This window comes from Silvimonas iriomotensis, from assembly GCF_014645535.1.
GTDB classification, from domain to species: Bacteria; Pseudomonadota; Gammaproteobacteria; order Burkholderiales; family Chitinibacteraceae; genus Silvimonas; species Silvimonas iriomotensis.
Map to the genome: position 1 here is coordinate 20,388 of NZ_BMLX01000008.1, position 19,851 is coordinate 40,238.

23 protein-coding genes and 1 tRNA gene are annotated in these 19,851 nt (G+C 60.9%); 16 read left to right on the forward strand and 8 right to left on the reverse strand.

The genetic code is table 11. The features are described from left to right. Positions 1 to 15: 15 nt before the first annotated feature. The 6 genes from IEX57_RS19160 to IEX57_RS19185 all read left to right on the forward strand — a co-directional run bounded on the left by IEX57_RS19160 (position 16) and on the right by IEX57_RS19185 (position 3,941). Positions 16 to 345: a DUF350 domain-containing protein gene (locus tag IEX57_RS19160; protein ID WP_229709127.1), complete on the forward strand. Its 330-nt coding sequence runs from the start codon at positions 16 to 18 to the stop codon at positions 343 to 345. Between the two features lie 83 nt (positions 346 to 428). Beyond that, positions 429 to 1,469: an SPFH domain-containing protein gene (locus IEX57_RS19165; RefSeq protein WP_188706602.1), complete on the forward strand. Its 1,041-nt coding sequence runs from the start codon at positions 429 to 431 to the stop codon at positions 1,467 to 1,469. Positions 1,470 to 1,485: 16 nt separating this feature from the next. Continuing rightward, a complete protein-coding gene (locus tag IEX57_RS19170) occupies positions 1,486 to 2,952 on the forward strand; it encodes a DUF4178 domain-containing protein (RefSeq protein WP_188706604.1) in 1,467 nt (488 codons plus the stop codon). Between the two features lie 18 nt (positions 2,953 to 2,970). Then, complete coding sequence (locus tag IEX57_RS19175; protein WP_188706606.1) at positions 2,971 to 3,132, forward strand: hypothetical protein; 162 nt, start codon at positions 2,971 to 2,973, stop codon at positions 3,130 to 3,132. Continuing rightward, positions 3,129 to 3,485: an adenosylmethionine decarboxylase gene (gene speD / locus IEX57_RS19180; protein WP_188706607.1), complete on the forward strand. Its 357-nt coding sequence runs from the start codon at positions 3,129 to 3,131 to the stop codon at positions 3,483 to 3,485. Before IEX57_RS19175 ends, speD begins: the two co-directional genes overlap by 4 nt. A 252-nt stretch (positions 3,486 to 3,737) precedes the next feature. Further along, positions 3,738 to 3,941, forward strand: coding sequence for a hypothetical protein (locus IEX57_RS19185; protein WP_184101945.1), 204 nt, complete (start codon positions 3,738 to 3,740; stop codon positions 3,939 to 3,941). Between the two features lie 136 nt (positions 3,942 to 4,077). On the opposite strand, the gene IEX57_RS19190 is transcribed toward IEX57_RS19185, so the two are convergent. From IEX57_RS19190 to IEX57_RS19220, 7 genes are all read right to left on the reverse strand, one after another. Continuing rightward, positions 4,078 to 4,153 (reverse strand) — tRNA-Met (locus IEX57_RS19190). 75 nt (positions 4,154 to 4,228) lie between these two features. Next, positions 4,229 to 5,263, reverse strand: a complete 1,035-nt coding sequence (locus tag IEX57_RS19195) for a peptide ABC transporter ATP-binding protein (protein WP_188706609.1) — start codon at positions 5,261 to 5,263, stop codon at positions 4,229 to 4,231. Beyond that, positions 5,256 to 6,239: an ABC transporter ATP-binding protein gene (locus tag IEX57_RS19200; RefSeq protein WP_188706612.1), complete on the reverse strand. Its 984-nt coding sequence runs from the start codon at positions 6,237 to 6,239 to the stop codon at positions 5,256 to 5,258. The genes IEX57_RS19195 and IEX57_RS19200 overlap by 8 nt, the downstream gene beginning before the upstream one ends. Beyond that, positions 6,239 to 7,156 (reverse strand): ABC transporter permease subunit, encoded by a 918-nt coding sequence (locus IEX57_RS19205; protein WP_188706614.1) that lies wholly within the window; start codon positions 7,154 to 7,156, stop codon positions 6,239 to 6,241. Before IEX57_RS19205 ends, IEX57_RS19200 begins: the two co-directional genes overlap by 1 nt. Positions 7,157 to 7,162: 6 nt before the next feature. Continuing rightward, complete coding sequence (locus IEX57_RS19210; protein WP_188706616.1) at positions 7,163 to 8,173, reverse strand: ABC transporter permease subunit; 1,011 nt, start codon at positions 8,171 to 8,173, stop codon at positions 7,163 to 7,165. A 204-nt stretch (positions 8,174 to 8,377) separates the two neighbouring features. After that, positions 8,378 to 9,976, reverse strand: coding sequence for an ABC transporter substrate-binding protein (locus tag IEX57_RS19215; RefSeq protein ID WP_188706618.1), 1,599 nt, complete (start codon positions 9,974 to 9,976; stop codon positions 8,378 to 8,380). Between the two features lie 267 nt (positions 9,977 to 10,243). Continuing rightward, the gene (locus IEX57_RS19220) at positions 10,244 to 11,011 is read right to left on the reverse strand and encodes a DUF2189 domain-containing protein (protein WP_188706620.1); all 768 of its coding nucleotides are present in this window, start codon (positions 11,009 to 11,011) and stop codon (positions 10,244 to 10,246) included. A 384-nt stretch (positions 11,012 to 11,395) separates the two neighbouring features. On the opposite strand from IEX57_RS19220, the gene coxB reads away from it, so the two are divergent. The 6 genes from coxB (at position 11,396) to IEX57_RS19245 (ending at position 15,987) form a co-directional block, all read left to right on the forward strand. Next, positions 11,396 to 12,499 (forward strand): cytochrome c oxidase subunit II, encoded by a 1,104-nt coding sequence (gene coxB / locus IEX57_RS19225; RefSeq protein WP_188706622.1) that lies wholly within the window; start codon positions 11,396 to 11,398, stop codon positions 12,497 to 12,499. Between the two features lie 28 nt (positions 12,500 to 12,527). Then, positions 12,528 to 14,189, forward strand: a complete 1,662-nt coding sequence (gene ctaD / locus IEX57_RS19230) for a cytochrome c oxidase subunit I (RefSeq protein WP_188706624.1) — start codon at positions 12,528 to 12,530, stop codon at positions 14,187 to 14,189. A gap of 1 nt (position 14,190) precedes the next feature. Next, positions 14,191 to 14,319, forward strand: coding sequence for a cytochrome oxidase small assembly protein (locus IEX57_RS21250; RefSeq protein WP_229709128.1), 129 nt, complete (start codon positions 14,191 to 14,193; stop codon positions 14,317 to 14,319). 21 nt (positions 14,320 to 14,340) lie between these two features. Further along, positions 14,341 to 14,880: a cytochrome c oxidase assembly protein gene (locus tag IEX57_RS19235; RefSeq protein ID WP_188706626.1), complete on the forward strand. Its 540-nt coding sequence runs from the start codon at positions 14,341 to 14,343 to the stop codon at positions 14,878 to 14,880. Then, positions 14,877 to 15,053, forward strand: coding sequence for a DUF2970 domain-containing protein (locus IEX57_RS19240; RefSeq protein ID WP_188706628.1), 177 nt, complete (start codon positions 14,877 to 14,879; stop codon positions 15,051 to 15,053). The genes IEX57_RS19235 and IEX57_RS19240 overlap by 4 nt, the downstream gene beginning before the upstream one ends. Positions 15,054 to 15,120: 67 nt before the next feature. Continuing rightward, positions 15,121 to 15,987 carry a cytochrome c oxidase subunit 3 gene (locus tag IEX57_RS19245; RefSeq protein WP_188706630.1) on the forward strand — a complete coding sequence of 289 codons (867 nt, stop codon included), beginning with the start codon at positions 15,121 to 15,123 and terminating at the stop codon, positions 15,985 to 15,987. Between the two features lie 391 nt (positions 15,988 to 16,378). Here IEX57_RS19245 and IEX57_RS19250 read toward each other — a convergent pair whose 3' ends face one another. Beyond that, positions 16,379 to 16,582 (reverse strand): DUF2909 domain-containing protein, encoded by a 204-nt coding sequence (locus IEX57_RS19250; RefSeq protein WP_188691066.1) that lies wholly within the window; start codon positions 16,580 to 16,582, stop codon positions 16,379 to 16,381. A gap of 40 nt (positions 16,583 to 16,622) precedes the next feature. Between IEX57_RS19250 and IEX57_RS19255 the strand changes: the two genes are divergently transcribed. From IEX57_RS19255 to cyoE, 4 genes are all read left to right on the forward strand, one after another. Next, positions 16,623 to 17,369: an SURF1 family protein gene (locus tag IEX57_RS19255; RefSeq protein WP_188706632.1), complete on the forward strand. Its 747-nt coding sequence runs from the start codon at positions 16,623 to 16,625 to the stop codon at positions 17,367 to 17,369. Beyond that, positions 17,366 to 17,851, forward strand: coding sequence for a redox-active disulfide-containing membrane protein (locus tag IEX57_RS19260; protein WP_188706634.1), 486 nt, complete (start codon positions 17,366 to 17,368; stop codon positions 17,849 to 17,851). Before IEX57_RS19255 ends, IEX57_RS19260 begins: the two co-directional genes overlap by 4 nt. 96 nt (positions 17,852 to 17,947) lie before the next feature. Then, positions 17,948 to 18,964: a COX15/CtaA family protein gene (locus IEX57_RS19265; RefSeq protein WP_188706635.1), complete on the forward strand. Its 1,017-nt coding sequence runs from the start codon at positions 17,948 to 17,950 to the stop codon at positions 18,962 to 18,964. Continuing rightward, positions 18,924 to 19,826 (forward strand): heme o synthase, encoded by a 903-nt coding sequence (gene cyoE, locus IEX57_RS19270; protein ID WP_188706637.1) that lies wholly within the window; start codon positions 18,924 to 18,926, stop codon positions 19,824 to 19,826. The genes IEX57_RS19265 and cyoE overlap by 41 nt, the downstream gene beginning before the upstream one ends. Positions 19,827 to 19,851: the final 25 nt, after the last annotated feature.

Below are 19,851 nucleotides of genomic sequence, written 5' to 3' on the forward strand. Positions count from 1 at the left end.
TTTTGTGCTGCTGTTGTGTTCACGTTTGTGTACGTGAAGATCACCCCGATTGATGAATTTGCGCTGATCCGCCGCGGCGTCGTGGCTGCCGCGCTGTCGCTGGGTGGCGCGCTGGTGGGCTTCGGGCTGACGCTGGCGTCGGCCATTACCCGCTATGACCAGTACACCGTGGTGTTCGCCTGGGCGATCAGCGCCATGGTGATCCAGTTGCTGACTTACGCGGTGGTTACCCGTTTGCTGCCGCAAATGAATGAAGCGTTGCAAAACAACAACGTCGCCATGGGCGCGCTGATGGGATCCACCTCGCTGACCGTGGGGATTCTCAACGCCGCCTGCCTGAGCTAGGCCGGACCTTTTATACGGCTTTACATGCCAGTGCCCCCACCGGGCACACCCCGCATCCAGGAATCTTCACCGGAGTACACACCATGAGCCTTGGTTCTTTTATCAAGAAGCAGTTCATCGACATCCTGCAATGGAACGAGGAAGGCGATGGCACGCTGGCCTGGCGCTATCCCATGCAGGATTTTGAAATCCAGTACGGTGGCAGCCTGACGGTGCGTGAATCGCAAATGGCCGTGTTTGTGAACGAAGGCAAGATTGCCGATGTGTTCGGGCCAGGCATGTACAAGCTCACCACACAGACCTTGCCGGTGCTGACCTACCTGAAAAACTGGGACAAGCTGTTTGAATCCCCTTTCAAGTCAGACGTGTATTTCTTCAGCACCCGCCTGCAACTGGGCCGCAAGTGGGGCACGCCGCAGCCGGTGACGCTGCGCGACAAAGACTTTGACATGGTGCGGCTGCGCGCCTTTGGCATGTATGCCTACAAGGTGGCCGATCCCAAGACCTTCTTCACCGAAGTCAGCGGCACGCGTGAGCGTTACACCGTGGATGACATGGAGCAGCAACTCAGAAATCTGATTGTGGCCGGCATGGCCCCGGCGCTGGGTAATGCCGGCGTGCCGTTCCTGGATATGGCGGCCAACCAGAGCCTGATGGGCGACAAGCTGCGCGAGGGGCTGACACCGCTGTTTGAGCGCTATGGCCTGGCGCTCGATACCTTTGCGGTCGAGAGCATTTCCTTGCCGGAAGACCTGCAAAAAGCCATCGACACCCGCATCAGCATGGGCATGGTCGGGGATATGGGCCGCTTTACGCAGTACCAGACCGCGCAAGCCATTCCGCTGGCAGCGCAGAATGAGGGCGGCCTGGCCGGCACGGGCGCCAGCCTGGCAGCGGGCGTGGCATTTGGCCAGGTCATGGCCAACAGCATGGGCGCCGCCGTGACCGGCGCCGGCGCGGCACCCGCCGTTGCGGTGGGCGCCCCGATCGCCGCCGCCGCACCGGCCGCCGATGGCCCCGAAGCACGCCTTGCCCAGCTCAAGGGTTTGCTGGACAAAGGGCTGATCTCGGCCGCGGATTATGACTCGGCCAAGGCGGAAATCCTCAAAAAGCTGATCGGCTAAGGTTTTCCAGAGGCTCATGGCGGAACCCATCTACAAAACAGCCTGTCCGGCGTGCGGTGCGCCGGTCAGTTTCCGGTCCAGCGCGTCGGTCATGGCGGTGTGCAGCTATTGCCAGAGCACCCTGCTGCGCGACGCGGACAGCGTGCGCGACATCGGCAAGATGTCCGAAGTGCTGGCCGACTACTCGCCCATCCAGCTGGGCACCTCCGGCCTGTATCAGGGCCAGACCTTCACGGTGGTCGGGCGTATCCAGTTGCAGTACGAAGACGGCTACTGGAACGAGTGGTACTGCAGCTTTGATGATGGCAGCGCCGGCTGGCTGGCCGACGCCTCTGGCCAGTATGTGTTTACCGTGGACGCGCCTGTACCGGCCAACGCCCCCTTGTTTGAAAGCCTGCGACCCGGCATGGGCTTTGCCCATCTGGATACGCTGTGGAACATGGCCGACGCGCGCACTGCCCGCTGTGTGGCAGGGCAAGGCGAACTGCCGTTTGCAGTGGGTGCGGGTTATGAAGTCAAAGCGGCAGATTTCCGCAGCCGCGACCGGTTCTTGACGCTGGACTGGTCCGAGCCGCAACTGCGATGTTATGTCGGCAAATCCGTCACCCTGGATGGCATGAAATGCCAGCTGCTGCGCGAAGGCAGCGCCATTGCCGATACCGCCGGCCGCCTGCGCGGCAAGATCAGCGCCGTGAACTGCCCGCAATGTGGCTCGCCCATTGCTTATGCGCCCGGGCTGACCCGCTTCATGATCTGCCCGGCCTGCCACGCCGAAAGCGCCAACACGCCAGAGCGGCAAGAAGTGCTGGCGACAGAGCAACAGCTGCAATCCGTGCGCACCACGCTCAAGCCCGGCGACAGCGGCAACATTGATGGCGTGTTGTGGGATGTGCTGGGCGTGATGGTGCGCCGGGAAGTAGGCGAGAACGACAAGTGGACTGAATATCTGCTCTTCAATGTCATGAAGGGCTTTTTGTGGCTGGTGGAAACCAGCGACGGCTGGCAACGCGTCAACGTCATGGACATCTGGCCCGTGCCGGTGGGCGACAAGATCAGCTTTGAATCGGCCAGTTTTGATCACCTTTACCAGTACACCGGCGAGGTGACCTGGGCTGCCGGCTCATTCAACTGGCGCGTCAAGGTGGGTGATCGCACCGTCATCAACGACTACCGCCGGGCCAGCATCACGCTCACCAGCGAGGCCACCCCGCAGGAAATGACGTGGTCACGCGCCCAGGCCGTCACCCCGGACGAGCTGGCCAAATGGTTCCCCAACATCAAGACGGTGGCCAAGGGCAACACCAGCGCGGCCCGCAGCGCAACCAAAGAGCTGGAGACCATCGCCAAAATCTTTTCCTGGCTGATGGTGATCATCAACGTGCCGCTTCTGTTCAGCGATGACGACTCCATCATGCCCATCATGATTTGCGCTTTTGCCCTGTTGTTCCTGTGGGTCCCCATCTGGGCGACGCGCGAAACCTGACCGGACCAGCACGCCACAATGCCCAAACATCTTTTCTACCTGCTCTACGCCATCGCCATTGTCGGTGGCGGCACCCTGCTGGATTACAACGTCAGCCGCGCCGGCAGCCGCAGCAGTGGCGGCTATTACGGTGGCTCGCCGGGCGCCGGCGGCTGGGTTTCGGGGGGACACCATAAATGAACGATGCATATACGCCCGGCATGCACGTACTGGCTGACTTTCATGGCGTTGATCCGGCCTTGCTCAGCGATGTCATTCCCTTGCAAACCGCCCTGAAAGACGCCGCCGCTGCGGCCGAGGCATCGGTCATCGCCTCGCACTTTCATCACTTCGGCCCGCAAATGGGGGTGACGGGGGTGCTGCTGTTGCGTGAGTCTCATATCAGCATCCACACCTGGCCCGAAACAGGTCTGGCGGTGATCGACATCTTCATGTGTGGCCACGCCCAGCCCAAACGCGCTCTTGCCGCACTGCAACACAGTTTGCGGCCAACGCGCGTCGTCAGTCAGAGCATCCGCCGCGGCGCACCATAAAAGAGCCGTCCGGCGCGGCTGATATACCACTCATCCGCTTGCGGTTTGACTATTGACAAATTTTGCTCTGCAGCAGAGCATATGCCCACGGGTTATCGCCCTTCCCTGCCGTCTCCTTGGTAAACCATGCCAGGACTTTCTCCAGATCCATATGGTTGCCGGGTAGACGCGTCCTGTTTTTTTATTCCGTGTCTTGTTCCCGGCCTGTGTTTGTGGCGCCTTGCGGCGCATTGAGGATGCTAATGGTCGGTCATGAACGAGAGTCTGTACGTCTTGCAATACAGTCCTGAAACCAGGAATTTCCACGTCGAAAAACTGCATGTGATGCTGGACAAGAACCAGCAAGCCTTCCAGAGCGGAAAGCCCGTTGATTATGTGCCATTGGGTATGTATGAACGGCTCGATGAGCTACTGGAAGAAAAAGCCCGCTTGATCAAAGCACGGGCGCGGCGCTGATGGCCAGATAAGCCATCGCGGTGGAGATAGACAGATCAGCCGGCCAATGCCGGCTTTTTTGTTGGCTGCAAGATGTGCAGCCAGAGGCGGAAAAACAAAAAGCCCAATCTTTCGACTGGGCTTTTTGCTTGAATGCTGGTTGCGGGAACAGGACTCGAACCTGTGACCTTCGGGTTATGAGCCCGACGAGCTGCCAACTGCTCCATCCCGCGACAGAGAAGAAGAGTATGTCATGCAACCCGAGACCTGTCAACACCAATTGCCATTTAATTGAAATATATCGCCGCTCACAGGTTGGGGCTGGCCGTACCGGCGGCGATTTCCTCTACCCGGTGGCAGGCAATCATGCGGCCTGCAACCGGCCGTAGCTGCGGCACTTCGGCCTTGCAGTGCGGCTGGGCGTACGGGCAACGGGTATGAAAACTGCAGCCGGACGGCGGGTTCATGGGAGATGGCAACTCGCCCTGCAATTTCACCCGTGCCTTGCGATCCTCTGCCCGGATGGCCGGCGTGGCCTGCATCAGGGCGCGGGTATACGGGTGCAGCGGGTTGGTCATGATGGCGTCGTTGGGCCCGTATTCCACGGTCGAACCGAAGTACATCACCATGACGTCATCGGCCATATGCTCGACCACAGAGAGGTTGTGGCTAACGAACACATAGGCGGTGCCGAATTCTTCCTGCAGATCCATGAAGAGATTGAGAATCTGCGCCTGGATGGAGACATCCAGTGCGGAGGTCGGCTCGTCGGCCACCAGAATCTGCGGGTTCAGCATCATGGCGCGGGCAACGGCAATACGCTGACGCTGACCGCCAGAGAACATATGCGGGTAGCGATGGTAATGCTCTGGCCGCAGGCCGACGCGCTGCATCATGTCGCGCACCCGGGCTTCACGCTCGGCCGGGCTCAGTTGCGTGTTCAGCAGCAGCGGTTCCGCCAGCTGGGTGCCCACTTTCTTGCGCGGGTTGAGCGAGGCGTACGGGTTCTGGAACACCATCTGTACGCGCGGGCGCAGTTCACGCAGCGCCGTCTTGCTGGCACTGGCGACTTCGATCCCGGCAATACTGAGCGAGCCGGATGTCGGTGTCTCGACCATGGTCAGCTGGCGGGCCAGCGTGGACTTGCCACAGCCAGACTCGCCCACCACCGCCAGCGTGCGGTGCGGCGCGAGTTCAAAACTGACGCTGTTCAATGCTTTGACGGTGGCCTGGCCACGCAGGAAACCGCGCGATACGTGATAGTGGCGCGACAATTCACGCGCAACCAGTACCGGCGCGGTGGCGTCTGCGGCCTCTTGCGGATGGAGGTTCTGATTAACCATAAACGGGTTTTCCTGCGTCATCGAGCGCGAAGAAACAGCGGGCGAGCGCGTCATGCGCGCTTGTCAGCGGCGGGTGTTCCGCGCGGCAACGGTCTTGCACGTACGGGCAGCGGGGCGAGAGCAGACACCCGGTGGGGCGATCAAACTGGCCGGGCACAACGCCTGGCAAGGTATTGAGCCGCGCGGCGCCCTTGCTGTGTTCGGGAATGGAGGACAACAGCGCCTGGGTATACGGGTGGCGCGGTGTCTCAAAAATGGTGGGGATCGGGCTTTGCTCGACCACTTCACCGGCGTACATCACCACCACGCGTTGCGCCACTTCAGAGACCACGGCCAGATCGTGCGTGATCAGCACCAGACCCATGCCCTGGCTCTTTTGCAGGCTGACCAGCAACTCCATGATCTGCGCCTGCACGGTGACATCCAGCGCGGTGGTGGGCTCGTCGGCAATCAGAAAGCGCGGATTACAGGCGATGGCCATGGCGATCATCACACGCTGGCTCATGCCGCCAGACAACTGATGCGGGTAAGCCGCAAGCCGGGATCTGGCATCGGGGATTTCAACCAGTTCCAGCAGTTCCAGCGCGCGCTTTTTCAGCGCATCGCCGCGCAGGCTGGTGTGCTGTTTGAGCGTTTCTGCCAGCTGGAAACCCACGGTATACGCCGGGTTCAGGCTGGTCAGCGCGTCCTGGAAAATCATGCTGATATCGCGCCCGACAATCTTGCGTTTGTCGCGCGCTTTCATGTTCAGCAGGTCTTTGCCGTCAAAGGTCAGCGCATCGGCGGTGACCCGGCCCGGCGCATCAATCAGGCCCATCAGCGCCAGCATGGTCACGCTTTTGCCAGAGCCAGACTCGCCCACAATGCCGACGATCTCGCCGGCATCCACCGTCAGGCTGACATTGGACACCGCGCGGAACGGGTGGGCGCTGCTGCCGAATTCAACCGAGAGGTTTTTGATTTCAAGTAGCGCCATTACGCGAGCCTCTTCAGTTTCGGGTCCAGCGCGTCGCGCAGGCCGTCGCCCATCAGGTTGAGCGCCAGCACGGTAATCAGGATGGTCACACCCGGCATGGTCACCACCCACCAGGCGCGCTCGATATAGTCACGCGCGGCGGCCAGCATGGTGCCCCACTCCGGCAGCGGCGGCTGCACGCCCAGGCCCAGAAAGCCCAGCGCGGCGGTATCCAGAATGGCGGACGAAAAACCCAGCGTGGCCTGCACGATCAGCGGGGCCATGCAGTTGGGCAACACGGTGTTGAACATCAGGCGCAGCTTGCCGGCGCCAGAAAGCTTTGCCGCGATCACGTAGTCTTTGGACAACTCGGCCATGGCCGAGGCGCGCGTTAAACGCACGTAAGACGGCAGCGTCACAATCGACAGCGCCAGCATGGTGTTCACAAGGCCTGGCCCCAGCACCGCCACAATGGCAATGGCCAGCAGCAAAGAAGGCAGCGCCAGCATGATGTCCATCAGGCGCATGATGGCCGTACCCAGCCAGCCCGGGTAAAACGCCGCCAGCAAGCCAAGCACGATGCCCGGAATCAGCGACACCACGACCGACACAATGCCGATCATGAGCGAGAGCCGTGCGCCGTGCATCAGGCGGCTGAGAATGTCGCGGCCCAGTTCATCCGTGCCCAGCAAAAAGCGGGCGTGGCCGTCATGCATCCAGGACGGCGGCGTCAGCATGAAGTCGCGGAACTGTTCAGACGGGCTGTGCGGCGCAATCAGCGGCGCCAGCAAAGCGGCCAGCACCAGGACGACCAGATACGCCAGCGCAATCAGCGCGCCCTTGTTGGCGCGGTAGGCCAGCCAGAATTCGCGCAGCGGTGTCGGGTGCGACAGCACCTCGGCCGAGGCCGGAGCGGTGGTTTGAGCGGTTTGTGCCATGCCGGCTTACCTCGCGTGGCGGATACGCGGGTTGATGATGCCGTAGAGCACATCAACCAGCAGGTTAACGAAAATGATCAGCGTGGCGATCAGCAAGATACCGCCCTGCACCACGGGGTAATCGCGCGCGCCAATGGCGTTGATCAGCCAGGAGCCCACGCCAGGCCAGGAGAAAATGGTCTCGGTCAGCACCGCGCCGGCCAGCAATGTGCCGACCTGCAGGCCAATCACCGTGACGACCGGCATCAGCGCATTGCGCAGGCCATGGACCAGCACGATGCGGGTCATCGACAAACCCTTTGCTCGCGCGGTGCGGATGTAATCCTCACGCAGGACTTCCAGCATGGATGACCGCGTCATGCGGGCAATCACCGCCATCGGGATCGTGCCCAGCACAATGGACGGCAAGATCAGGTGTTCCAGCGCCGACTTGAAGGCGTCGATGTCATGCGCCAGCAGGGTGTCGATCAGCATCAGGCCGGTGACGGGCGTGACGTCGTACAAGAGGTCGATGCGGCCGGACACCGGTGTGATGCCCAGTTGCACCGAGAACACCATGATCAGGATCAGGCCCCACCAGAAAATCGGCATGGAGTAACCCGCCAGCGCCACGCCCATGACGCCGTGATCTGCCACCGAGCCGCGTTTGACGGCGGCGATGATACCGGCAGCCAGGCCCACAATCGTCGCAAAAATCATGGCGCAGATCGACAGTTCGATCGTCGCCGGAAACAGCGTCAGAAACTCTTGCATGACCGGCACTTGCGAGCGCACGGACACGCCCAGATCACCATGCAACGCATGGGTGAGGTAATGCCAGTACTGCAGGTAGAGCGGCTGGTCCAGCCCCAGTTTCTGCATGGACAGCTTGTAGAATTCGGGGTCGATATGGCGCTCGCCCATCATCACCAGGATCGGATCTCCCGGGATCAGATGGATCAGCGAAAACGCCAGCAGGGTGATGCCCAGAAAAGTCGGGATCACCACGCCAATGCGACGCAGCAAAAAACGGATCATGTATGCGTACTCGCGTCAGGGTAAAGAACACGCCGGCAACGGCGCGTTGGCCGGGTCTTGCGGCAGGTGCATCGTGCCAGAAGTGTCAGGCAGCGGCGCAATGCCGGTCCATTCCCGGTTATAGCTGGTACTTTTTGGTTACACCGAAGGACGAAAAAGCCGGCCTGCAGGGCAGACCGGCTTGTCCTTGCCATTGAGTCGGGCTTATTTCAGGCCTACACCGTAGAACGAATTCAGACCAAACGGGCTGATCTTGAAGCCGTCGACCTCTTTGCGCATCGGCTGGTAGACCGTGGAATGCGCCACCGGCGTGAACGGCACGTCACGCTTGAAGATCACCTGGGCTTGTTCATACAGCTTGGTGCGTTCGGCCTGGTTGGGCAGGCTGCGGGCCTTCACGATCAGATCGTTGAAGTCTTTCTGGCACCACTTGGCGTAGTTGTTGCCATCCACGGCTTCGCAACCCAGCAGTGTACCCAGCCAGTTGTCCGGATCGCCATTGTCGCCGTTCCAGCCGATCAGCATGGCGTCGTCTTCACCGGCGCGGGCGCGCTTGAGGTACTCGCCCCATTCGTAAGTGACGATCTTGGCTTTGACGCCGATTTTGGCCCAGTCATTCTGGATCATCTCGGCCATCAGCTTGGCGTTGGGGTTGTACGGGCGCTGTACCGGCATGGCCCACAGAGTGATTTCAAAGCCGTTGGGCAAACCGGCTTTGGCCAGCAGCGCCTTGGCCTTGGCGGCATCGTTCGGTGCGTCTTTCAGGGTCTTGTTGTAGGACCATTGTGTCGGCGGCATCGGGTTGGTGGCCAGCTGGCCGGCGCCCTGGTATACGGCGTCGATAATGGCTTTCTTGTTGATGGCCATATCCAGCGCCTGGCGCACTTCTACCTTGTCCAGCGGCTTGTGGGTTACGTTATAGCTGACATAACCCAGGTTGAAACCGGCCTGGCTGGGCACCTTGAGTGCCGGGTTGGACTGCATGGCCTTCAGATCGGCCGGGCGCGGGTACGACATGATCTGGCACTCGCCCTTTTGCAGCTTCTGGTAGCGCACGGACGGGTCCGTGGTGATCGCAAAAATCAGCTTGTCCAGACGCACATCGCCCTTGCGCCAGTATTCGGTGTTGCCGTTGTAACGGATCACGCTGTCTTTCTGGTAGGCCTGGAAAATGAACGGGCCGGTGCCGATCGGTTGCGTGTTGATCTGGTCGGCCTTGCCGGCCTTGAGCAACTGGTCGGCATATTCAGCCGACATGACCGAGGCAAACGACATGGCAATGTTCTGCAAGAACGCGGCATCGACCTTGTTCAGGCTGACCTTGACCGTGTACGGATCAATTTTCTCGACCTTGGCGATATTGCTGTCCATGCCCATGTCAGAGGCATAGGGATAGGTGGCGTTGGTGGCCTTGTTGAACGGCAGGTTCTTGTCGGTCAGGCGGGCGAAGGTAAAGATCACGTCGTCCGCGTTGAAATCACGGGTGGGCTTGAAATACGGGGTGGTATGAAACTTCACGCCCTTGTGCAGATAGAAGGTGTAGGTGCGGCCATCGGCGCTGACATCCCATTTATCTGCCAGGCCCGGGCGGATCTGGGTAGAGCCGGGGACGAACTCGACGAGGCGGTTGTAAACCGTTTCGGCAGAGGCATCAAAGTCTGTCCCTGCGGTGTAGCGGGCCGGATCAAAGCCGGCCGGGCTGCCTTCAGAGCAATAAATCAGGGTCTTGCCCGCAGCCAGGCTGGCGCCAGTGGCGAATGCGAGAACTGATGCAAGTGCAATGCCTGCCTTCATCTGCTTCATGGTTGCTCCGTTTCCTTTATAAAAAGTTATAAAAAGAAAGCCTCGCCGGGCGAGGTCATAGCTGCGCATGCTAAGGGCGCTGCTTGTTGCGACCATTCGGAATAACCCGTACGTGGCCGCCCAATGTTGATGTCAGACAAAACCAATTCAAAATAGCCGATAAAAAGCAAAAACCGTGACAGCCTCGTCAGCAGGTCACGGTTTGTCGTGTTACGTGGCCACGCAGCGGGCCATCAGCCCGCTCGCAGCCGTTTGTCTTGCACCAGTTCAGTGCACCAGATCGCGGTAAGCACACCAGGTAGCATGCCCCAGAAGCGGGAAAATGATCACAAGGCCCACAAGATAAGTGGCAAAACCGATGGCGGTCAGCACCACAATGATGGTGGCCCAGACCAGCATGGCCGGAATGTTCTCTGCCACCACGCGCACACTGGTGACCAGCGCGGTAATGGTATCGACGTCGCGGTGCGCCAGCATGGGAATCGACACCGCAGAGATCGCGAACACCACACAGGCCAGCACCAGCCCGGCCAGCGACCAGGCAATGGTAAAGCCAATGTATTCAGAGGTCAGCGCATGGGTGAAGAACTGCATGCCCACGGCCTCGCCGCCATAGAACAGCGCAAACAGGATGGCCGAAATGCGCTCCCAGCTCATGGCGATGAACCCCAGGATCACGCCCATGAAGGCGATCTGCGAGAGGTTGTGCACCACGTCACGCAAGGATTGCATGAAGGACGTCTCGCGCCCTTCTTCGCGCTCATGCGTCAGTTCATAAATGCCCGAAGCACCCAGCGGCGCCAGCAACAGAAACCCGGTAATGGCGGTGGATGACAGATAGGTGTAGCTGGAGGCGATTTTCAGCACCGCAAACCCCAAAAGCGCAGTGATGATGCCGTAACAAAGACTGGGTAACGGGTGCCGCGTGAAGTCGGTCCAGCCCATTTTCAGCCAGTAAAACGGCCGCATGGCGTTCACCTTGCCGGTTTCTGGCATGGAGAAGTGGTCATCGAGGCCGTGCAGGTGCAAGTCCATGATTTTATGTCTCCTCTTATGAGCATACTCAGCGGGTAGTTCTTCCCACGCTTATTGCAATCATTACGTCAACCCCGCACAAAAAGAGACACCGGCCTGATGAGCGGTGCAGCAAAAAGGTGCGTTTTGCATCAATGGTTTGCGTCACATTAAAAGTTTGCTACCTTTTGTAAACAAAACCCGGGAAAGCTGGCTGAAAACAAAGCCAGTACCTACAAGAGCCTGTCCGCAGTGAAAAGCAAGCACGAAACTGGTAGTAGTGCTCGTTTTACAGTCTGGTAACAGTGCAATCTGGGCTGTTGCTGTACTGAGACACTCGCCGTCTCCATGTGCTTTGCCATTCATCTGTCCATCAGGTGAGTAACACGCCACTGGAGGTTATCGATGCTGCTCAGGCGACTTTGCGCCGCGCTGTCCTGTATGCCAGCGTTTGCTTTTGCCGATAGTTTGTATACGTTCCAGACCCCGCAATCTTCCATCGCCAACCGCATCAACGATCTGCACACGTGGATCATGCTGATCATCGTGGTGATCTTTGTGGTGGTGTTCGGCTTGATGTTCTACTCGATCTTCAAGCACAGAAAATCCCAGGGTCACGCCGCCCGCAATTTCCATGAAAACACCGTTGTGGAAGTGGCGTGGACCATCATCCCCGCGCTCATCCTGGCCGTCATGGCCTGGCCGGCGGCGCATCTGGTACTCGACCAGAAAGACACGCGTGATCCGGATGTCACCATCAAGGCCACCGGCTACCAGTGGCAATGGGGCTACGAGTATCTGGATTACGGCTTTGGCTACCGCAGCCACCTGGCCACGCCGCGCGCGCAGATCGAGAACTACAAGGGCGACGTCGCCAAAGACAGCCAGTACCTGCTGGAAGTAGATGAACCCGTGGTGGTGCCGGTGGGCAAGCGCGTACGCGTGATGACTACGGCCAACGACGTGATCCACAGCTGGTACATCCCCGCGCTGGGCGTCAAGCAAGACGCCATTCCCGGCTTTATCAGGGATACCTGGTTTACCGCTGATCATGTTGGAACCTATCGCGGCCAGTGCACGGAGCTGTGCGGGCGCGATCATGGCTATATGCCGATCGTGGTGAAAGTGGTGTCCGATGCGGACTTCAAGACCTGGGTGGCCGAGCAGCAGAAGAAAGCCAAGGCCGCGCAGGACGACCCGAACAAGAAGTGGACCAAGGATGAGCTGATCGCCCGCGGCAAGACGGTGTTTGAAGCCAACTGCGCGGCGTGCCACAAGAGTGATGGCAAGGGTGGCGGGCCGTTCCCGGCGCTGGCAGGCAGCAAGATCGCCACCGGGCCCAAGGATGGTCACATTCATATCGTGCTGACCGGCAAGAACGCGATGCCGTCGTGGGCGGGGTTGTCCGACACCGAGATCGCCGCCGTCATCAGCTACGAACGCAACAGCTTTGGCAATCATGACGGCGACTTTGTGCTGCCGGCTGAAGTCAAAGCGGCCCGCAAGTAAACGGCATATCAGGGATACGGAACTCACCATGACCACTGCCACCGAAACACTGCACCCGCACGACGCGGCCCATGACGAACATGCCGGCCACGGCGGCGGCCACCACGGCGCCGCGCATTCTGGCTGGCGCCGCTGGGTGTACGCCACCAATCACAAGGACATCGGCACGATGTACCTGTGGTTTGCGTTCTCCATGTTCTTGCTGGGCGGCACCTTTGCCTTGTGTATCCGCGCCGAACTGTTCCAGCCCGGCCTGCAGTTCTGGCAACCGGAGTTCTTCAACCAGCTGACCACGCTGCACGGCGTGATCATGGTGTTTGGCGCGATCATGCCGGCCTTTACCGGGCTGATGAACTGGCAATTGCCGCTCATGATTGGCGCGCCGGACATGGCTTTTGCGCGCATGAACAACTGGAGCTTCTGGCTGCTGCCGCCCGCCGCGCTCTTGCTGATCATCAGCCTGTTCATGCCTGGCGGCGGCCCGGGTGCAGGCTGGACGTTCTACCCGCCGCTGTCCGTCCAGCTCGGGCCAGGCATGGATTTCGGGATTTTCGCCATCCACCTGATGGGTCTGTCCTCGATCATGGGCTCGATCAATATCGTGACCACCATCCTGAACATGCGCGCACCGGGCATGACGCTCCTGAAAATGCCGCTGTTCGCCTGGACCAGCCTGGTTACGGCCTACCTGCTGATCGCCGTGGCCCCGGTGCTGGCCGGCGCGGTGACCATGCTGCTGACCGATCGCCACTTTGGTACGCACTTTTTCAACGCCGCTGGCGGCGGTGATCCAATCCTGTTCCAGCACGTGTTCTGGTTCTTCGGCCACCCGGAGGTCTACATCATGGCCTTGCCGGCATTTGGCGTGGTCAGCCAGATCCTGCCGACCTTCAGCCGCAAGCCGCTGTTTGGTTATGTGTCCATGGTCTACGCCGTGTGCGCCATCGCCATCCTCAGCTTCATGGTGTGGGGCCATCACATGTTCGCGGTGGGCTTCCCGGCCACGGCGCAGTTGTTCTACATGTTCATGACCATGCTGATTGCGGTGCCGACCGGCGTGAAGGTGTTCAACTGGATCGCCACCATGTGGCAAGGCTCGATGACATTCGAGACGCCCATGCTGTTTGCCATCGGCTTTTTGTGCCTGTTCACGATTGGCGGGTTCTCTGGCCTGGTATTGTCACTGGCACCGGTGGATATCGCATTGCACGGCACGTACTACGTGGTGGCGCATTTCCATTACGTGCTGGTGGCCGGCGCGCTGTTCAGCCTGTTTGGCGCAGCCTATTACTGGCTGCCCAAGTGGACCGGCCATATGTACAGCGAAAAGATGGGCAAGCTGCATTTCTGGTGGTCAATGATCTCGTTCAACGTGACCTTCTTCCCCATGCACTTTCTGGGTCTGGCCGGCATGCCACGGCGGATTCCGGACTACGCCCTGCAGTTCACCACCTTTAACGAGATCGCCTCGATCGGCGCGTTCTTCTTCGGTTTTGCGCAGATCCTGTTCCTTTACAACGTGATCCATACCATTCGTGGCGGCGTCGGCCCGGCCCCGGCCAAACCGTGGGATGGCGCGCATACGCTGGAATGGGAAGTCGATTCGCCCGCCCCGCATCACACCTGGGAAACCCCGCCAGACGAGGCACTGGTACGCCGTGGCCTGATCGCCCAGGGGCTGGAGCACTGACATGGAGAACCTGATGCGTGATGAGCAGCAAGAGCGCCGCCGCAATCTGCGTACCGGTCTGATTCTGGCTGGCGTTGCCGCGGTGTTCTTTGTCGGCATCATGGCGCGGCACTGGCTGTTTGGGCAGTAACAGCAGCGTCAGGACACGGTCATGAACACCACCACCCTTCCCCGCCAGCAAGGCAACCGCAAAACCGCGGTGAAACTGCTTGTGGTGGTACTGGCGATGTTCGGCTTCTGTTTTGCCATGGTGCCCATGTACGACGTGTTCTGCCGCGCGGTGGGTATCCAGCAGGATCGCGTGGTCAATGACACCGATGCGGTGCCGGCGTGGTCGCAACGGCTTGATCTGGACGCCAACACCGCGCCCGGTGTCGCCGGCACGCTGACCGCGCTGGATCACACCGTCAGCGGCAAGGCCGGGCAACTGGTCAAGGCGCGGTTCCGCCTGGCCAACCCGACCGACCAGACGCTGCAGCTGCGGGCCATTCCCAGTTACGCACCGTCCAACGCAGTCCGGTTTGTCGAGAAATTGCAGTGTTTTTGTTTTAACGAAATCACCCTGGCCCCGCATGAAACCCGCGACGCCACGGTGGTGATCGTGCTCAAGAAAGACCTGCCGCAAGACCTGGGCCCGATCACGCTGTCGTACACGCTGTTCAACGCAACCGACGCCAAAGGTGGCTCATGATCGACGCCATCAAGACCGTACTGGCGGCATTTTTTGGCGTACGCGGGCGCAAGGGCGCGGAAGCGTCGCAAAAGGTCAAACCGCAGCAGATTGTCATCACGGCCGTGGTACTGGCGCTGATTCTGGCGCTGCTGGTATTTGGCCTGGTGCGTTTGCTGGTGGCAGAACATTAACGACAAGGGCGGAACCACCGCCGCATGAACGACCTGCAGGCCACCCGGTGGCCGACTGGAGAGAAGCATGAACGTAGAGAACGGCATTCACGACGCGCACTACTTTGTGCCGCAGCCTTCCCGCTGGCCGATCACGGGCTCCATTGCGCTGTTTTGCATGACCTGTGGCACGGCGCTGTGGATCAACAACATGCAGGCCGGCATGTGGATCTTGCTGGCGGGCTTTGTGATCCTGATCCACATGCTCATTGGCTGGTTCCGGGATGTGATCACCGAATCGCAACACGGTGATTACGGCCAGCAGGTGGATCACTCGTTTCGCTGGGGCATGAGCTGGTTCATTTTTTCCGAGGTCATGTTCTTTGCCGCCTTCTTTGGCGCGCTGTTCTACACCCGCACGATCTCCGTGCCGGAGCTAGGCTGGTTCTCTGACACGCACGACGTACTCTGGCCCACCTTCAAGGCCACCTGGCCCGGGGTAAGCGGCCCCAAGGTTGCGCCCTACGCGCCCATGGAGGCCTTCGGCATCCCGGCCATCAACACCGCGTTACTGCTCAGTTCAGGTATTACCGTCACCTGGGCGCACTGGGGTTTTGTGAAGAACAACCGCACGCAAATGGCGCTGGGTCTGGCGCTGACGGTGGGTCTGGGCGCGGTCTTCCTTGTGCTGCAGGCGTTTGAGTATCACCACGCCTACACCGCCATGCATCTGACGCTGGCCTCCGGCGCGTATGGCATGACCTTCTTCATGCTCACCGGTTTTCACGGTATGCACGTGCTGGTGGGCGCGATCATGCTTTCAGTCATGCTGGGCCGCGTACTCAAGGGCCATTTCACGCCGGAACACCACTTTGGCTTCGAGGCCGCCGCCTGGTACTGGCACTTTGTGGACGTGGTCTGGCTGGGGCTGTTCGTGTTTGTGTATTGCTTGTGAGTGGATGCGGGCGGGGTGTGCGTGCTGCTTCAGTTTGCACGCTTCCAATTTGGTCATTCCTGCGCAGGCAGGAATCCAGCAGCACGACTCGCAAGAACATCATGGTCAGCACCGGCGGTGCCGATGTTTTGAACTGGATTCCGGCTCAAGGCCGCAATGACGAGGCAGTGATAGTCGAGAGCAGTAGCCCCGGTTAACACCGCCGCAGGCAAGCACGCGAACGCAGCCAGTACACGTTGTACGGCAAGCGGGCGTCACGATGCATGCGGGGGTTAACCGGCGCCAGCAAGTTGTCGAGGGCGGGAAGTTGCAGGGGCGCATCGGCAAGGGCTGGGGAAAGGCGGTAACGCCTTTCCCCGATACGCCCTGACCGCCACGAAAAACAACAGATTCAGGGCGTCGGCCCATGGGGTTGCAGCAGACCAAAGTACCAGGCCAGCAGCAACAAGATGAACAAGGCAACGGATACCGCAATGCGCAGCGTGAGCGAACGGGCCAGTTTTTCAGAGCGGGACGGCCCGCGAACCAGTTGCAGCAAGGCGCGCCCCAGCGCAAACAGAATGACCAGCAAGAACAGTACGATGACAACTCTCATGGCGTCTCCTCCCGATACCGGAAACGGTAGCACAAGTGTCATGAAACTGCCGGCCGCGCGGCAGCGTCGGGGTGCGCTGGTGGGCCTGGCTGCGCTGGTGTTGCTGACCGTGGCACTGGGCATCTGGCAAGCCGCACGCGCGGTGTACAAACAGCGGCTGGCGGACCACTACGCCGCCAGCATTGCCCTGCCGCCGCTCACCTGGGCCAGCCATGACATGCCGCCCCTGTTCCGGCGTTTGTCCTTGCAGGGGTACTGGCTGTCCGCCCAGACGCTTTATCTGGATCACCGCGATTACAACGGCGAAGTCGGCGTCGAGGTCGTCACGCCGTTCCGGCTGTCTGATGGCAGCATCGTGCTGATCAACCGGGGCTGGCGTGCTGCCGGTGCGGTCGAAAGCGCCGCCATTCCCGCCACGCCGCAAGTGGAAGTCCTGGCCTGGCCCCGTTTTTTTGAACTGGCCCATACCCCGCCGCAAGGCCGCCTGTTCCAGAACATCACCGCTGCGCGTTTTGCCGAGTGGTCGCATCTGCCGCAACCCATGTGGTACGGCCGCTTGCGCTCAGAGGCCAACGACGGCTTGCAGCACGACAGCGCCGTCCCCGATTTCAACCCCGCCCGCCATATCGGCTACATGCTGACCTGGTGGGGCATGAGCATTGCCGGGCTGTTTTTGTGGCGTCATTTCCGGCGCAGCACACGTGCCGCGCCGGCAGAACCGCTTACCGAAGCCCGGATCACCACCACAACAAAACCAGCCACCGCACCTGAAGGAGACAACGCATGAGTCTGAATCGCGGGCAAAAGACCCTGCTTTTGATGTTTGGCATCACCCTTGCCCCCATTCTGGCCGCCCAGGCGTTCTTTCATTTCTGGCGCCCGGCAGAAATCAAAAGTTATGGCGAACTGATCGCCACCCCGGATGCTGCCCCTGCCAACGGTTACTGGCGCCTGGTCGCGGCGGACCCGCAAGGGTGTACCGACAACCAGAAAGCGCTGCTGTTTGCCACACGGCAAATGCGGCTGGCGCAGGGCCAGGAAAGCCACCGTATCCAGCGTGGCTCTACCGTGGCTTGCCCGGCGCTGGATCACGATGTCGCCGTGCTGAACAACGCCAGCGGCCTGCACGCTGGCGGGCTGTATCTGATCGACCCGCACGGCAACCTGGTGATGCGCTACCGGCCCGAGCAGATTGGCGACAACGAGGGCCGGAAAAAGGCCATGGCCGAGATCGGCCGGATTCTGAAAAACAACGAAGCCCTGGGCTGACCCCGGGCGGCGTGGCGGTGGCAGTGCACGACCTGTGACGAAATGCCGCTTTCAGACAAGCTCTGGCAGCGGATTTGATGCGAGGGGAGACATACAGTGCGGCAATCCCGTTTGCGTTATCTGGCCTGGCTGGCAGTGATCTGGACTTTTGGTCTGGTGATGCTGGGCTCGTTTGTGCGTTTGTCTGATGCCGGGCTGGGCTGCCCGGACTGGCCCGGTTGTTATGGCCACCTGACCGTACCGCAGGCCGCGCATGAGATCGCCCATGCCGCCGCCACCTTTGGCGCCAAAGTCGAGCCCGACAAAGGCTGGAAAGAGATGATCCACCGCTATGTCGCCGGCGGGCTGGTGTTGATTGTGCTGGCACTGACCGCCGCACTTTACCGCCAGCGCCAGCGCTTTGAGCTACCGGCATCGCTGGTGTTCGCGCCGCTGCTGGTGATTGTGCTGCAGGCGCTGCTGGGGATGTGGACGGTGACGCTCAAGCTGATGCCCGCTGTGGTCACCGCGCATTTGCTGGGCGGCATGACCATGCTGGCATTGTTGTCGGCCATTGCCCTGCGCGGCACGCTGCCCAGACTGCATGTTGATCACGCCAACCGCACGCTGGCCTGGGTGGTGCTCTGCGCGGTGCTCTGCCAGTTGATCCTGGGCGGGCTGGTGTCCAGCAATTACGCCGGGCTGGCCTGCGATGGCTTCCCCGCCTGCCGCGGCAGTTTTGCCGCGCCTGACGGCCTGATGGATATGTTGCGGGTCGACCGCCAACTGGGCCTGACCAGCGATGGCATGCCGTTGCCGATCAGCCATCTGGCAGCGATTCACTGGCTGCACCGGCTGGGCGCGCTGGTGGTCACGCTCACCACCCTGTGGCTGGTCTTGCGCCTGTGGCCGGCCAACCGCAACAGCGCGCTGTTGCTGCTGGCGGCGCTGGCCGTGCAAGTGGGTCTGGGGATCGCCAACGTGTTGCTCTCTTTGCCCCTGCCGCTGGCCGTGCTGCACAACGGCGGCGCGGCCTTTTTGCTGTTTTGTCTGACGTCCGTGCTGGCCCGCAGCCGCGCACCGAGAACCTTCCATGTCTACACAAACACTCACCACGTCTTCACGGGTCGTTGAGCTTTGGCGGCTGGGCAAGCCCAAAGTCGTCAGCCTGATTGTGTTCTGCGCGACAGCGGGCGCCTTGATGGCCACCCCGCAGTGGTCAGCGTTGCCCCGCGTCTTGTGCTCCTTGCTGGGGATTGCGCTGGTCGCCATGGGTGCGGCAGCGGTCAACTGTCTGGTCGAGCGCGACCGTGACGCGGTCATGCGGCGCACCGAGCGCCGACCGCTGGTCAAAGGCACGCTGACCCCGCTGGAAGCCGGGCTGTACGCCGCGATCATGACGCTGGGCGGTCTGGCGCTGTTGCAAAGTTTCGCCAACCCGCTGGCCATGTGGCTGACGCTGGGCACCTTCTTTGGCTATGCCGTGGTCTACACGCGCTGGCTGAAACCGGCCACGCCGCAAAACATCGTGATTGGCGGCGCCGCCGGGGCCATGCCGCCGGTGCTGGGCTGGGCGGCCGTCACTGGCAGCGTTCCGGCGGAAGCCGCCGTGCTGTTCTTGCTGATCTACACCTGGACGCCGCCGCACTTCTGGGCGCTGGCGCTGTACCGGCAACTGGACTACCAGAAAGCCGGCCTGCCCATGTTGCCCGTCACCCACGGCCCGGCGTTCACCCGCCAGACCATCGTGCTGTACGCCGTCATGCTGTACGCCGTGGCCTTGCTGCCCTTTGTGATCGGGATGAGCGGCTGGGTCTATCTGGCGATTGCCGTGTGGTTCAACAGCGGCTTTTTGTGGCGTTCAATCAAGCTTTACCGCAGCGCCGACGACACCGTCGCCCGTGGCCTGTTCCTGTATTCCATCCGCTATCTGGCCTGGGTGTTTGGCGCACTGTTGCTCGATCGCGTCTGGACCATGCTGATCAACCCATTCTGAGCGCTCCCCCACAAGGCCACCAGAC

Coding starts and splice junctions, on each gene's coding strand:
- IEX57_RS19240 (WP_188706628.1), top strand. CDS start 14,877: ATGATCGACGCCATCAAGACCGTACTGGCGGCATTTTTTGGCGTACGC.
- IEX57_RS19195 (WP_188706609.1), bottom strand. CDS start 5,263: ATGGTTAATCAGAACCTCCATCCGCAAGAGGCCGCAGACGCCACCGCG.
- IEX57_RS19200 (WP_188706612.1), bottom strand. CDS start 6,239: ATGGCGCTACTTGAAATCAAAAACCTCTCGGTTGAATTCGGCAGCAGC.
- IEX57_RS21250 (WP_229709128.1), top strand. CDS start 14,191: ATGGAGAACCTGATGCGTGATGAGCAGCAAGAGCGCCGCCGCAATCTG.
- IEX57_RS19165 (WP_188706602.1), top strand. CDS start 429: ATGAGCCTTGGTTCTTTTATCAAGAAGCAGTTCATCGACATCCTGCAA.
- ctaD (WP_188706624.1), top strand. CDS start 12,528: ATGACCACTGCCACCGAAACACTGCACCCGCACGACGCGGCCCATGAC.
- IEX57_RS19260 (WP_188706634.1), top strand. CDS start 17,366: ATGAGTCTGAATCGCGGGCAAAAGACCCTGCTTTTGATGTTTGGCATC.
- IEX57_RS19205 (WP_188706614.1), bottom strand. CDS start 7,156: ATGGCACAAACCGCTCAAACCACCGCTCCGGCCTCGGCCGAGGTGCTG.
- IEX57_RS19255 (WP_188706632.1), top strand. CDS start 16,623: ATGAAACTGCCGGCCGCGCGGCAGCGTCGGGGTGCGCTGGTGGGCCTG.
- IEX57_RS19235 (WP_188706626.1), top strand. CDS start 14,341: ATGAACACCACCACCCTTCCCCGCCAGCAAGGCAACCGCAAAACCGCG.
- cyoE (WP_188706637.1), top strand. CDS start 18,924: ATGTCTACACAAACACTCACCACGTCTTCACGGGTCGTTGAGCTTTGG.
- coxB (WP_188706622.1), top strand. CDS start 11,396: ATGCTGCTCAGGCGACTTTGCGCCGCGCTGTCCTGTATGCCAGCGTTT.
- IEX57_RS19175 (WP_188706606.1), top strand. CDS start 2,971: ATGCCCAAACATCTTTTCTACCTGCTCTACGCCATCGCCATTGTCGGT.
- IEX57_RS19170 (WP_188706604.1), top strand. CDS start 1,486: ATGGCGGAACCCATCTACAAAACAGCCTGTCCGGCGTGCGGTGCGCCG.
- IEX57_RS19215 (WP_188706618.1), bottom strand. CDS start 9,976: ATGAAGCAGATGAAGGCAGGCATTGCACTTGCATCAGTTCTCGCATTC.
- IEX57_RS19210 (WP_188706616.1), bottom strand. CDS start 8,173: ATGATCCGTTTTTTGCTGCGTCGCATTGGCGTGGTGATCCCGACTTTT.
- speD (WP_188706607.1), top strand. CDS start 3,129: ATGAACGATGCATATACGCCCGGCATGCACGTACTGGCTGACTTTCAT.
- IEX57_RS19185 (WP_184101945.1), top strand. CDS start 3,738: ATGAACGAGAGTCTGTACGTCTTGCAATACAGTCCTGAAACCAGGAAT.
- IEX57_RS19250 (WP_188691066.1), bottom strand. CDS start 16,582: ATGAGAGTTGTCATCGTACTGTTCTTGCTGGTCATTCTGTTTGCGCTG.
- IEX57_RS19220 (WP_188706620.1), bottom strand. CDS start 11,011: ATGGACTTGCACCTGCACGGCCTCGATGACCACTTCTCCATGCCAGAA.
- IEX57_RS19245 (WP_188706630.1), top strand. CDS start 15,121: ATGAACGTAGAGAACGGCATTCACGACGCGCACTACTTTGTGCCGCAG.